This is a genomic window from Arthrobacter senegalensis (assembly GCF_059091765.1).
In genome coordinates this window covers 258,489-271,591 of sequence record NZ_JBNHGZ010000004.1, presented here as the reverse complement: position 1 = coordinate 271,591, position 13,103 = coordinate 258,489, and the positions used below count along the sequence as shown (strand labels likewise).

The following is a 13,103-nucleotide window of genomic DNA, read 5'->3' as shown; positions in this document are numbered from 1 at the left end:
TGGCACAAACAAAGGGGGAAGAAAGAAATGAATGAAACAACCAGTGGACCGCGCTATCACGTGAGCCACCTTAAACTTCTCGAGTCGGAGGCGATTTACATCATCCGCGAAGTCGCCGCCGAACTGGAGAAACCAGCGCTCATGTTCTCCGGCGGCAAGGACTCGATCGTCATGCTGCATCTCGCGGCGAGGGCCTTCGCACCTGCGCCGATACCGTTTCCGGTGGTACACGTCGATACCGGCCACAATTTCGACGAGGTCTTGCAGTTCCGCGACTCCTTGGTCAAAGAACTCGGGGTGAACCTGGTGGTCGGCTCGGTGCAGGATGCCATCGACCGCGGGCTGGTGCAGGAGGAACCCAACGGGTCCCGCAACCGCATCCAGACCGCGGTGCTGCTGGAGACTGCCGAAAAATACGGCTTCAACGCCCTCATGGGCGGGGCGCGCCGTGACGAGGAAAAGGCCCGGGCCAAGGAACGGGTTTTTTCATTCCGTGACGAGTTCGGCCAGTGGGATCCCAAGAACCAGCGTCCGGAATTGTGGGGCCTGTACAACCCCCGAATCCACCTGGGCGAGAGCATCCGCGTGTTCCCGATTTCGAATTGGACCGAACTCGATATTTGGAGCTACATCGCGCACGAGCAGATCGCAGTTCCGTCGATCTACTACGCCCACGAGCGGGAAGTCTTCGAACGCAACGGCATGCTCTTCGGGGTGCATCGCTTCTGTCAGCCGCGAGGCAACGAGCGCACCTTCAGGGAAACGGTGCGGTACCGCACCGTCGGCGACGCCACCCTCACCGCCGCCGTCCGTTCCACGGCGACGACGGCCGGGGACGTCATCGCAGAGGTGGCGGCGACCCGCGTCACGGAGCGCGGCGCCACCCGTGGGGACGACCAAGTAAGCGAAGCGGCCATGGAAGACCGCAAGAAAGAGGGGTATTTCTGATGGATCTGTTGCGTTTCGCCACTGCGGGTTCGGTCGACGACGGCAAGAGCACACTGATCGGACGCCTGCTCTACGACTCAAAATCGATCTTCAGTGACCAAATGGAAGCCATCGAACGCACCAGCCGAGAACGGGGCGACGAGTACACAGACCTGGCGCTGCTGACCGATGGGCTGCGCGCCGAACGGGAACAAGGGATAACCATCGACGTCGCGTACCGGTATTTCGCGACGCCGAAGCGCAAGTTCATCATCGCCGACACCCCGGGCCATCTGCAGTACACCCGCAACATGGTCACCGGCGCCTCCACGGCGGACGTCGCGATCGTCCTCGTGGACGCCCGGAAGGGCTTGGTGGAACAAAGCCGGCGCCACGCCTTCCTCGTGTCGCTGCTGCAGGTGCCGCACCTCGTGCTTGCCGTCAACAAGATGGACCTGGTCGACTGGTCGCAGGACGTGTTTGATCAGATCCGCGAGGAGTTCAGCGGATTTGCCAGCAAACTGGAAATCACCGACCTTTCGATCATCCCGGTGTCCGCGCTGCAGGGCGACAACGTGGTCTCGCGGTCCCAGAACATGCCGTGGTACGAGGGGCCGTCGCTGCTGCACCATCTTGAGAACGTGCACATTGCGAGCGACCGCAACCTCGTGGACGTGCGCTTTCCCGTGCAGTACGTGATCCGGCCGCACCAGAACCGCAACCACGACTATCGCGGCTATGCCGGCCAAGTCTCCGGTGGCGTCATGAAGGTCGGCGACGAGGTGATCGTCCTGCCCAGCGGCCTGCCTTCGCGGATCTCCGCCATCGATACCCCGGACGGACCGGTAGACGAGGCCTTCGCTCCGATGTCGGTCACCGTGCGGCTCGAAGACGACTTGGACATCTCCCGCGGTGACATGATCTGCAGGCCGAACAACAAGCCGATGGTGGCCCAGGACATCGACGCGATGGTGTGCTGGATGAGCGACAAGCCGCTGCAGCGGGGGCAGAAGCTTGCGGTCAAACACACCACGCGCAGCGCGCGGGCCTTGGTTAAGGACCTGCAGTACGGGCTGGACATCAACAGCCTGCATCGCCGGCCCGACCCGGACTCGCTCAGCCTTAACGAGATCGGCCGGATCAGGATGCGCACCACGTCGCCGTTGCTCGCCGACGAGTACAGGAGGAACAGGCAGACTGGCGGTTTCATCTTGATAGACGAGGCTACAAATGCGACGGTGGGGGCCGGAATGATCGTCGCCACGGCCTGATACTGCCTCTGCATAACAGCCCTGCCCGTGGGTCCAGGCCACGGGCAGGGCTGTTATGCAGGGTGGTTGGAACGTGAGGGACAGCCGGTTCCGCTGGCTCGCCTAGCGGTTGGCCGCGGCAGTAAGCGGCTTCTGCGCCGCTCTCACCAGGCTGAGGAGCTCCGCGACAGCCTCCTCGATGCCCACCCGGGAAGTGTCGACCACGTAATCGGCGTCCTGCGGCGTTTCGTAGGGTGAACCGATGCCGGTGAAGTCTGGAATGAGGCCCGCCCTAGCCTTCGCGTACAAGCCCTTCCGATCGCGGGCCTCGCAGACCTCCAAGGGGGTCGAGACGTGCACCAGAAGGTAACCGCCCGTCTCCCGGGCCATCGCCGCAACCTCCCGGCGTGTGGCTTCGAAGGGTGCAATCGGTGCGCAGACCGCTATGCCCCCGGCCCGTGAAATCTGTGCCGCCACCCAACCGATTCGACGGACGTTCAGCTCACGATCGGCCGGCGAGAAGCCCAGCCCCGCCGACAGCATGCGGCGCATTTCGTCGCCGTCCAGCAGGATGGCCTCGCGGTCATCCAAACCCTGCAAGCGTTCCGTGAACCGGCGGGCCAAGGTCGACTTGCCGGAGCCGGAAAGCCCCGTAAACAGCACGACCAGGCCCTCCGGCCGCGCTCCGGCGGCCGGGGCGGCGGGTGGCGAAGGGGAGGCGCCGGACGCATCAGCCGCCGTGAAATCCATGACAGCCGCGGCGCCAAGCCGCTCCAGCGCATGGCTTCGCAGCAGGGAATGGTCCTGGGCATCCGGTATGACCAGCAGACGCACCAAGGCGCCGGAAACCCGATGGGCGCAGCGGTCCAGGGCGTCCAGCAGCCTCCCAAGGTCCCGGGTGGCGGAGGCGGAACTGCTCACGACGGCGGTCAGCAACAGGCGCCAACCGGCCCCGGAGGCGGCGGCCACCGCCTCGGCGATCTGTGCCGGCTCCGGCGGTACGGCGAAGGCTGCAACAAGGCACGGGCCGTCCGCCTCCGACAGGGGAGCGGTCAGGCGAAGTCTCCGCGCCGGCGGGTGTTCTGCCCGTTGTAACGGCTCCAGGGTGCCGCTCACATAAACGGTACCGTTGCCGCCCGTGCCTGCCGCCGCCTCCCGGTTGTCTGGCTCTCCGCGGTTGCCGCGTTCAGCAACCGCGAGCCGGGCAAGCGGCGTGCCTTCCGGATCAGACAGGAGGAGGGCACCCTGGGCGGCGCCTCGCCGGGCGACATCGGGCGGCACGGGCAGCGTGAACTCGTGCGGCCAGCCGTCCGGTTTGTCGCCCGGGCGGCAGTAGCCGTCCGCTGGCGCGTACAAGCCGCCCGTGAGCAACTCCAGCTCGTCAAGCCTGGCGCCGCACAGCGCGAACACCGGCTCGTGCAAGGAAGCGGACCAGTCACTCATTGCGCCACCTCCGACGCCGGTTGGCCAGCCGCTGCGCGGACCCGTTCGTGCTTCTCGGTCCAGGCCAGGGCGGGGAAGCCCCGGCGCCGGCGGATGTACATCCAGACCAGCGGTGCCACCAGCAACACCACGACCAGGATTATCCCCGTCGTGGTGTTGTCGACACCCAGCATTTTCAGCGAGGAGGCCAGAAGGACGAAGGCCAGCGCCCGCCTGACGAAACCACCGCTGAGCCGGGACGACATCTGGGCTCCGACCCAGACGCCCGGAATACTGCCCAGAATCAGTGGCAGGGCAATTCCCAGGTCCAGCGACCCGAACAGCATATGACCGATGGCAGCGGCCACGACAAGCGGCACGGCTTGCACCAGATCCGTGCCCACCAGCTGGGAAGCCTTGAGTCCCGGATAGATCATCATGAGACCGATGATGATGATCGAACCTGACCCGACGGATGTCAGGCCGACGATCATGCCGCCGACGACGCCGAGCAGCACCGTCGGCAGGATCCGGGCGGCTACTTCCGGTCTATCCAGCGGCAGCTTCGCGCCCAGCCCGTCGCGTGACTTCGCGCGTTCGACCAACCGGATGTAGGCACGGACGACCAAGAGCACGGCGGTGAGCATCAGGGCGCAGCCCAAGGCGAGTTTGATTCCGTCTTGGACCCGGGCGTCGTCGCCGAGCGCCTTGAGTATCAGGACCCCGCAGAAAGCCGATGGCACGGCCCCGATAGCCAACCACTTAACCAGCTGCAGGTTCACGGTCTTCCGGCGCAGGTGAACCGCCGATCCGACCGGTTTCATGACTGCGCTGGCCAGGAGGTCACTGGAGACGGCCGTCAGCGGCGGGACGTTGAAGAAGAGCACCAGCATCGGTGTCATCAAAGCGCCGCCGCCCATGCCGGTCAGCCCGACGACGATGCCGATGCCGAACGCGGCGAAGCCGATAGTCATGTCCATGAAACGATATTCTGGCAGCCCTGCCGCCGGGGAAATAGAGTATTTTTCCGTGCTGCTACTGGAATAAGTGACCCGGCCCCGCGCGCAGGAGAATTCTTTCTGGAATGCGGGTGCGTCCCATTGTTTTCGCCGGCGAGGCGCACCCGCTGGCTCATTGTTCGTGCGCCAGTCGGCATGCAGAAGGGGAATTCAGTGCGCCGTCTTCGATGAATTCGCGGAAAGCGGCCAAGTCCCCCGGACGCGAATCGATGGAGGTGTCACCCACCGCCAGATGGTCTTCCTGGTCAGGGCCGGAATGGTTCCAATACACCAACGCGCGCAGCTGTGGCAGGGCAGCGAGGTCGTCGGCGGCGGTTTTGAAGAAGTCCGCCTTGGCGCCGGCTGGTGGAAGTTCCGCCGCAACACCCCATTCGGCGAGCATCTGGGGCTTGTCCGGGTAGTTTGCCACCGCCCAATCATAGAAACCGGGCCAGGCCCCGCCACTCGTGCGGTTGACGAGCCCCGCCAAGTCCGTGGTGCCGGATTCGGGGTAGGCATAGGGATCCTGCGCAATCCAATCAACGACGTCGTCACCTGGGTACAGGTCGCCGAACCAGTCTTTCATGGCCCACTTTTCGGCACCGGTGTAGTTCATCACCGTCACCACGTTGTCCACACCGTTGGACCGCAGTGTCGACACGACGTGGCGAAAAAACAGGCGGAAATCATCGGCAGTCTGACCGGAATCCGGGTCCGTGTTGACCTCGTCTTCCATCTCCGCGTTCAGCGACAGGAAAAACGGCTGCTTGGCATGCGCGGCCAGCTGGCGGGCCAACCGGTTAAGGTACTGATCGGCGGCGCCGTCGGCAACCTGACGCCAGGTCAGCCCGTCCGGTTTCCAGTTGTAGAAAAGAATCCTGTTTTGACCCGATTCGTTGCTGCGTGTGCGTTCGATCTCATCGGGGAACAATTTCTCCTGGCCTCGCTTGTAATAGCGGACCACGTCCACGTTCCGTCCGGCCGCCGCCTCAAAATCGGTCAGGGCGGCATCCCAGTCCTGGCCCGGCAGCGGGTTGGCGGCCACGCCCAGCAGGACGTTGCAGGCCGGCTGCGCCCGCCCATCGGCCTGCGGGAATGGCAGCGAGCACGAGGGGAGGGACACCGCGGCGGCAACTGATGCAACAAGCAGCACACGACGTCTCATCCGCATCCTCCTCCTCCGGCGTGTGCCTTCACACCCGGTGGGTGGTTGCATTAGTCGGGCTGACAGCGTGCGTCCGGCTGCCCTCTCGGGTGCCTGTCGGTTCGGCGGCGGCCTCCGGAGCTTCCCGCGCCCGCGTCCCGCGCAGCAGCGACGCCCGGCGCCGCCACACCGCCGCCGCATAGAGCACCGCGGCTGCCGCCGGCACCGCCGCCTGGACAGCCGGCGGCCACACCAGCACATGTGCGGCCAGCCACGGCGCCGCACCGAAGACCAGCAACAGGAAGGCGGCCATCGCCACAACTTCCCGCGAGGTCGGCACAATATGCAGTGTCCGGTGCACCTGGATCAGGCACAGGACATTTTTGAGTACAATCGCCGAGGCCCACGCTGCCGCAGCCCCGAAGATGCCAAGCACCGGGACCAGCAACAGGCAGAGCACCACATCGGCGGCCAGTGCCAGCGCGACGTTGATCAGCGACAGGCTGCTGCGTCCGGCCATCAACAGCAACACGTCCAGCGGTCCCATGGCCGCGCCAATCAGCATGGCGCAGGCCAGCAGTTGCAGGCTTCCGGCAGCGAGGGCGAAGGAGGAACCGAACAACAGTTCCAGGAGCCATTCGGCATAGGCAGCGATCAAGAGGTACACCGGCCAGGTCAACATGACCGCCCACAGAGTCATCTTCCGTGCCACCATCTTGGCCTGGTCCGGCTGCCCGCGCGCGAGGAGCCGCGCAAGTTGCGGTTCGCTGACCTGTTGCATCGCGCTGGTGGCCATCTGGCCCACCACCAGGAATCGCGTGACGGCGGTGTACAGCGCGGCGGCCGACGGCCCGGCGAGCACCGTGACCAGCGCGATGTCCGCCCGCTGCAGCCCGACCTGCGCCAGCCGGGCCAAGCCGCGGGGGATCGTGAACTTCCAAAATGCGGCGCGCGCAGCGTTGGCGCTGCTGGGACAGTCGATGACGGCTGCCGGCGAGGTGCCGGTGAGCGAGCCCGGATTCGCCCGCAGGATCCGCAGCAGCCCCGCGGCCGCGAGAACCAGCCCCAGCAGGTAGGGCGCCGTCCAGGCCAGGGCCAGCCCTACGGCGTCGGCACCTGATAAGCCTGCCAGCAGGACGCAGGCAAGCTGCAGGCAGGGGCGCAGCAGACGCTCGACGACGATCGTCGGCCGCATGTGCGCAAGTCCCCGCGAGACGGCCAGCAGAAGCTCGTACGTTGCGCCAATGGGCAGCGCGGCGGCGAAGACCACGATCACGTCCCGTGTCGCCGGCGCGCCTCCGAGCAGCTGTCCGAGCGGCCCGGCCAGCAGCATTCCGGCGGCCATCACGACCAGGCTGGCGGTCAGGGCGGCCAGCAGGCCTTCCACAACCAGCCGGCGGTTGTGCCTGCTCTCGGAGCGAGCGTTGTTCCATGCAATGGACCGGATGAGTCCCTGGTCCACGCCGAGTTGGCACAGTGCCAAGGCAATCAAAAACAGCGACGTCACGGCGAACAGGGAACCGGCGGTCTCCAAGTCCCAGAGCCGGGAGACCAGGACAATGAGCACGAAGTTTGCCCCGGCAGAGATCCCGCTCCCCAGGATGTTCACACTGCCGGAGCGTGCTATCCGGCGGACTGCGGCTTGGCCGTCGTCGTCATCCTGCCGGACGCGCCCGTTACCCTTGGCGAACACGGAAGACGCCACCGGTCAGCTGCGGGAGAGCGGCCGGGTGCGCTCGTCGACCCCCGTTGAGCCTGGCCCGTCGGCGGTGCTCCCGCCATCGACGGGTCCCCCTACCGGGACCGGTTCAAGGCTGGCCGCTTCCTGGCGTTGGGTCGCGGGCGGCGGCGGCGTGGCCCTGCGCCGCCTGGAACTCCGGCGGAGGAGCACCGATCCAAGCATGGCGGCACCACCATTGCCCAGCAGTTCGCGGGCCGCCGACGCTTCCATGGCTGTAGACCGGCCCTGTGCCGCGACCAACACCGCCTCACGGCAAGCGCGCATCAGCGAGCCGCCAGTGGCCGAGTCGGCGGTAGGTCCAACAACGAGCACTAAATCCGAGGCGTTCTGCAGGGTGGCCAGCACGGTGCCCAGGCCGCGGTGCTGGACCAGCGCCGACAGGCGTTGCGGCTCCCGCCCCGTTTCCAGCACCGCTACGTGCTCGGAAACCGGAACCAGGAGCGTCCGGGCTTCCGACGGCGGACGTTGGCCGTTCAAAAGCTCGCTCAAGCCATCCCTGGCCGCTGCACCGTCCTGCCCGGGGGCGGACGCCTTGCGATCAAGCGGCGCCGTGCCGTCCGCCATCACCACCACGGTGCGGAGACCGGCTTCCTCGAACGCCTGCGCCAGCCCTTCGGACACCTGCCGTGCCGCCGTTCCTTGCGAGAGACCGGCAAGCAGGACAGTGTTGTTCGGCAGGAACGTCACGCGCTGCAACGCGTTGCTCAGCCGGCGATAGTCGTCCAAGGCGGTCTCCGCGTTCCCCCCTGCCGCGAGCGCTTCCACCGTGCCGAGCACCGGACCTGTTCCCGCGGCAACAAGATCCGGTCCGTCAAGGATCCGCTGATGCAGATGCTCGCGCAAGAGGGCCAGCCCGACGCCCACTGCCACGGCCACAAGGACTATCCCCCCGGCAATCAGCAGCGGGTCCACGCCGTCAGGGACGGTGGGGAGGCTGGCCGGATCGATGATGTCTCCGGGATCCAAGGATCCTGCCTCCGCGTCCGAAGCCTCCAGCCTTATTTCCGCAAGCTGGTTGGCGTACAGGGAGACCTGCTGCTCGAGGTCCAGTACGGCCGCCTGGTCTGGTTTTTCCGCGGCCCGCGCCTCGTTTAGCGCGGCGGACGCCTGGTCCAGCAGCTGCGTCGCGGACGCGATCTGCTCATCGTGCATCGCCGATCGGGCCTCCAGTACGTCGGCGGCCCGGTCGCTGCGGTACTGCAGGTAGGCCTCGGCCAGCGCCCCGGCCACGGACTGGGCCTGGGCCGGTGAGTCAGCGGTGTAGGTGATGTGCACTACCTGGGAGTTGGACGGCACCTCCGTGGCGATGAGCTGCCCGGCATCTTCGCCGAGCGCATCTCCGACAGATTCCCTGGCGAGTCCGATCACCGCCTGCGTGTGGACCAGCCCGGCCTCGGTGGTTAACGCGGCGAGCTGCTCGTTTCGCGTCGGCGGCGTCGCCGGCGAGAAGGGATTGCCCGATAACGGTTCCAAGAAGACAACGCTGGTCGACGAATACTTGGGCACGCTGCCCGCAACATAGGCTCCGGCGCCAAGTACCCCCAGCAGCACCACGGCCAGCAGCAACAGCCAATGCCGGCGCATGGCACGGCCAAAGAATGCTGGGCGCGCCGATGAATGGTCCATGATTAAACCCCCAACTTTTGCCGGCCGGCTTCCGCCTCCGGCGTCCCCCAAAAGTTTCCCCCAAAAACGCCCGCCTCATGCCCCAAGCGGTGCGTGGTGCCCAGTCTTGCACAGAACCACAACGTGTGGAATAGCCTGCTGGGGCAAAAATTAACGCTTTCATCAATAGCGCCAATGCTTTCCCCGAAATCCTTGACAGGAATCAACGCCGCCGTGATTATTGGCAAATCTGGGGGCGAACGGCCGGCGCAATTGCCGTGCCGCGGGGAACGGCTTCCAGCCATGGGGGAGTCGTGATGGGTATCAACATGTCAAGCGCTCGGCCGGCTGTAAAGCCGCGGGTGGATGCGGCAAAGCGGGAGGACAGCGGCGTGCGCTTCATGGCGCCACTCACCGCGCCGGGGGAGCACGGCGGCGCGCTGCAAGGGCGGCATCATCCGGCGGTCCTGATGCTCGGTGGATTCGGCCGCAGCGGGTCCACCCTGTTGGAACGTTGCCTGGCAGAATGCCCCGACGCCGTCGGCGTGGGCGAAGTGCTTCATCTGTGGGAACGGGGGCTGCGCGACGACGAGCTCTGTGGTTGCGGCCTGCCGTTCAGCCAGTGCGGTTTCTGGCAGCAGGTTGGCGAGGCTGCTTACGGCGGCTGGCCGCGGGTGGATTCCGTGCAGGCGATTCAGGACCGCTTCGCGGTCGTGCGGAACCGCTTCCTGCCGGAGCTGGCGTCCGGGCTGCCGCTGCCGGGCCGCAGGAAGGCCCGGGAGCGCCTCCTGCACCGGCTTGACTCCCTGTACGGGGCGATTGCCCAGGTCAGCGGTGCCGGTCTCATCATCGACTCCAGCAAACATCCCGCGTACGCATACTTGCTTCGTGCGGCCAACGTGCGGCTTCGATGCGTGCTGGTGGTCCGGGACCCGCGCGGGGTGGCGTACTCATGGGCCAAAGTTGTGAGGCGTCCCGAGAGCACGGGCGCGGAGGCGCTGATGCCCCGGTACTCGACCGCTGCCGCGGTCACCCGCTGGACCCTGTATGGAGTCCTCTTCCACGCCCTGACCCTGCTGCGCGTACCGGTCATGACCGTGCACTATGAGGATTTCATGGCCAGGCCACGCGAAACAGTCCACGATGTCCTCCGATTCGCCGGCGTGAACGCCGGTGCGGCGATGGAACACATCAGCCCCGCGGAAGTGCAACTCGCTGCCCATCACACCGTGGCCGGCAACCCGATGCGGTTCCGCACAGGCGCGCTGCCCATCCGTTTGGATGAGGCTTGGCGGCGGCAGATGCCGGTGCGGGACCGGCGGATCGCCGCCGTGCTCAGCGCCCCGCTGCGCGCCGCCTATGCCGCGGCGCGCATCGGAGCGAAGCTCAGATGCCGCGGCCGCGGGCGTTGAGTGCCCGGACCACCACCGGCGCCTTGACCAGCTTCAGCACCAGCGCCAGCGCAAGGTAGGCCCGCGGCTCCAGCAGGCTGCCGGCCAACGACCCGGCCGCCGTGCGCACGGCCTCCCTGCTGTTCCCCTGGGCAGCCAACGCGAACGCCCTCTGGCCCTGCATCCACGCCCGGCCGCGGCGGTCTGCCGCGATCGCCGGATGCTTGGCCATCAGATACTCCAGGCCGTCTGCCATCGCGTCCCAGCGTCGGGAAAAGTACGAACCGTCGGGGTGCCACAGCACGTCGGCCCCCACCTGCCCGAGTACTGCCACTTTCCCGTGCTGGGCTGCGCGCAGCAGCAAGTCATAGTCCTCGCCGTAGCCGTAGGGCAGATCCTCGTCCACCAACCCGACTCTCTCGAGCAGGTGCTCGCGCAGCAGGAGATAGGTCGACGGGTGCGCCCCGGTCAACCTGCTGCCGGTGAGCTGCCCGGCCGTGATCTCCCGGACGTTGGGGATGCGAACCAACCGTCTCTCCCCGTAGTGGACTTCGATGCCCGTGACGCAGGCGGTGGCGGCCCGGTCGACCATGGTCTGCACCTGCCGCCTCAGTTTGTCCGGACGCCAGGCATCGTCGTCGTCGCAAAACGCCACCAGCGGTGCGTCGGCGGCGAGCAGGCCGGTGTTGCGCGAGCCGGCCAAGCCGGGAGTGCGGCGGTTTGACATCACCCGGACTTGGCGACGGGGTTCGGTTCTGGCCAGGGCCGGGTCCTCGGCGCACCGGTCGTGGACCACGGTCACCCGGATGGCGCCTGGATAATCCTGGGCCATGACGCTGCCGATCGCTTGGCGGAGCAGTTCGGGCCGGTTGTGCGTGGCTATGACGACGTCGACGGCTGCATCGAGCTCCAGCCCCGTAGGTGTGTTCATGACGTCCTTCCCTCGTGTGGAAACCTCTGTTCGTGCCTGCGCTGGCTGCGTGCAGCCACGGCCGCGGCCAAGGCCAGCCCGGCCGCCAAGCTGGACCCGATCGCGGTGGGGAGCCCGGCGCGCTTGCTGCGGTCGGGCAGCACGGCCGGCCGGGAGATGTAGCCGGGTTCCGGGTCGTGGACGCTTAGCGCCGTCAGTTCTGCCTCAAGCTGCGCGTGTTGGCGGCTGAGCGTATTGACTCCCACGGCAGTGTTCGCAGGGGCCGTGCTCGACCGGTCGTGCATGCTGCGCTCGATGACCCGTTTCTGGGCGGCGATCGTTTCCGCCCGGTCCCGGGTGGTCGCCGCGAGCGATTCGCTGCGGACCTCAAGAAAGTTTTCGGCCAGGGCGGCGACGGCCCTGTACGCCGTCCGCGCCTCGGGCGCTGAGACGTAGAGCTGCAGGATCCGCGAGTTGACCACGGGCAAAACCGTGACGTCGTCCAACAGCCCGGCAGTACCTCCCGGGTAGTCCAAGCCGCGCGCAGTCTGCCCCAAGACCCGGTCAGAGAGCAACAACTGGACGGCGGAGTCGATGGAAACATCCACGACCAGGGCGTCGCTGAGGGCCAGGTCCGAGACCGCCACGACCACCACGTCGGTGCGGGCGGTGTATTCGGGTTCCTTGGCGACATGTAGTCCCAGCCCGGCGGCCAGCATGGCGGCAATAACGGCGCAGCCGGTCCGCCAGTTGTCGCGCATCAGGCCGCGATACCTCAGTCCATGTCCGCGGTCCGGGGACCGGAGCCGTGCCTGCCGGTGCGGGTGTCGGTCCTGAATCTTCATGTCGGCCACCGCTATCTGCGCCAGCTCGGAGTGACGCCCAGCAGCCGGGCGAGCCGTTCGTCGTCGTCAACGAAATCGTCGCGGAGCTGCCTGCGCAATCGCTCCGGCATCGGCCGGCTGGGACGGGAATTGGAATGCACGGCCGCGGGAGGGCGCCAATCCGGCAGCCCGAGGTGCTCCAGCAATCTGTCCCACTGCGGCAGCCCCGGCTGGAAAAAGTCGTCGGCGTCCAGCACCAGTACGTGCTCCCGCCCTACGGCGTCGAACATGCGCTCCAGTTGTGCCGCGTACCGGCCACGGGCACGGTAGGCGTGATGCTGGTGCGCGAACGACTGATAGCCCGGGTCGGCGACGATCCGTTCTTCTTCACCGGCCAGGCGCCCCGGTTCGGCTGCCAGTGCTTCGGCGAAGCCAAGGGTCTCGAATCCCCGGCCGTACTCCTGCTTGTGAGCGGAGAACGCCCGCTCGGCCGGGTCGCGCAGCAGCACGATAATTTTCACCGGTCCCAGCTCCTGTGCAATCCGTCCGGGTGCCAGTGGGTGGAAGAGGTAGTACGGGCTGGCTTCGCCGGTGATCTCCTGCCCACGCGCGCGGAGCAGGGGAAAATGCCCGGCGTAGAATCGCGTCCCGCGCCGGAACCGGTCCGCGGTGTCGAAGAAGTGTATGCCCTTGTTGAGCAGCGGCGGGCGCACGCCAGGGTGCTGGGCCAACATGCGGAACAGGCTGGTGGTGGCGCAGCGTTGGGCGCCGGCGATCAGGAACGACGGACGCATCCGGTAATCGGCGCTGAGCCTCCCCACCGAGGTGGCCGCGGTGCGGGCAGCAGCGCGGGCGGAACCGTTGAGCCGTTCGGTCAGGGTCATCGATCTC

The 13,103-nt window shown here is 66.8% G+C and carries 11 protein-coding genes; 3 read left to right on the top strand and 8 right to left on the bottom strand.

The annotated features are described in order from the left end of the window. Nucleotides 1-27: 27 nt before the first annotated feature. On the top strand, nt 28-948 hold the full coding sequence (cysD, locus tag AC5RVG_RS14140; RefSeq protein WP_494014319.1) for a sulfate adenylyltransferase subunit CysD: 921 nt from the start codon (nt 28-30) through the stop codon (nt 946-948). Next, complete coding sequence (gene cysN / locus AC5RVG_RS14135; RefSeq protein WP_494001396.1) at nt 948-2,198, top strand: sulfate adenylyltransferase subunit CysN; 1,251 nt, start codon at nt 948-950, stop codon at nt 2,196-2,198. The genes cysD and cysN overlap by 1 nt, the downstream gene beginning before the upstream one ends. 102 nt (nt 2,199-2,300) lie before the next feature. Here cysN and cysC read toward each other — a convergent pair whose 3' ends face one another. The 5 genes from cysC to AC5RVG_RS14110 all read right to left on the bottom strand — a co-directional run bounded on the left by cysC (nt 2,301) and on the right by AC5RVG_RS14110 (nt 9,108). Next, the gene (gene cysC / locus AC5RVG_RS14130) at nt 2,301-3,620 is read right to left on the bottom strand and encodes an adenylyl-sulfate kinase (RefSeq protein ID WP_494014318.1); all 1,320 of its coding nucleotides are present in this window, start codon (nt 3,618-3,620) and stop codon (nt 2,301-2,303) included. Beyond that, complete coding sequence (locus AC5RVG_RS14125) at nt 3,617-4,579, bottom strand: sulfite exporter TauE/SafE family protein (protein ID WP_494014317.1); 963 nt, start codon at nt 4,577-4,579, stop codon at nt 3,617-3,619. Before AC5RVG_RS14125 ends, cysC begins: the two co-directional genes overlap by 4 nt. A 151-nt stretch (nt 4,580-4,730) precedes the next feature. Beyond that, nucleotides 4,731-5,642 carry a glycoside hydrolase family 26 protein gene (locus AC5RVG_RS14120; RefSeq protein WP_494014316.1) on the bottom strand — a complete coding sequence of 304 codons (912 nt, stop codon included), beginning with the start codon at nt 5,640-5,642 and terminating at the stop codon, nt 4,731-4,733. Between the two features lie 148 nt (nt 5,643-5,790). After that, nucleotides 5,791-7,434: a lipopolysaccharide biosynthesis protein gene (locus AC5RVG_RS14115; protein ID WP_494014315.1), complete on the bottom strand. Its 1,644-nt coding sequence runs from the start codon at nt 7,432-7,434 to the stop codon at nt 5,791-5,793. A 15-nt stretch (nt 7,435-7,449) separates the two neighbouring features. Next, entirely contained in the window at nt 7,450-9,108 is a 1,659-nt protein-coding gene (locus AC5RVG_RS14110; RefSeq protein ID WP_494014314.1) for a P-loop NTPase family protein, read from the bottom strand. A 341-nt stretch (nt 9,109-9,449) separates the two neighbouring features. Here AC5RVG_RS14110 and AC5RVG_RS14105 point away from each other — a divergent pair, with 341 nt between their 5' ends. Next, nucleotides 9,450-10,499, top strand: coding sequence for a sulfotransferase domain-containing protein (locus tag AC5RVG_RS14105; protein WP_494014313.1), 1,050 nt, complete (start codon nt 9,450-9,452; stop codon nt 10,497-10,499). On the opposite strand, the gene AC5RVG_RS14100 is transcribed toward AC5RVG_RS14105, so the two are convergent. The 3 genes from AC5RVG_RS14100 to AC5RVG_RS14090 are packed head-to-tail and all read right to left on the bottom strand — an operon-like array spanning nt 10,474 to nt 13,096. Next, the gene (locus tag AC5RVG_RS14100) at nt 10,474-11,409 is read right to left on the bottom strand and encodes a glycosyltransferase family 2 protein (RefSeq protein ID WP_494014312.1); all 936 of its coding nucleotides are present in this window, start codon (nt 11,407-11,409) and stop codon (nt 10,474-10,476) included. The genes AC5RVG_RS14105 and AC5RVG_RS14100 overlap by 26 nt on opposite strands. Further along, entirely contained in the window at nt 11,406-12,233 is an 828-nt protein-coding gene (locus AC5RVG_RS14095) for a hypothetical protein (protein WP_494014311.1), read from the bottom strand. Before AC5RVG_RS14095 ends, AC5RVG_RS14100 begins: the two co-directional genes overlap by 4 nt. An 11-nt stretch (nt 12,234-12,244) precedes the next feature. Beyond that, complete coding sequence (locus AC5RVG_RS14090; RefSeq protein ID WP_494014310.1) at nt 12,245-13,096, bottom strand: sulfotransferase; 852 nt, start codon at nt 13,094-13,096, stop codon at nt 12,245-12,247. Between the last annotated feature and the right edge of the window lie 7 nt (nt 13,097-13,103).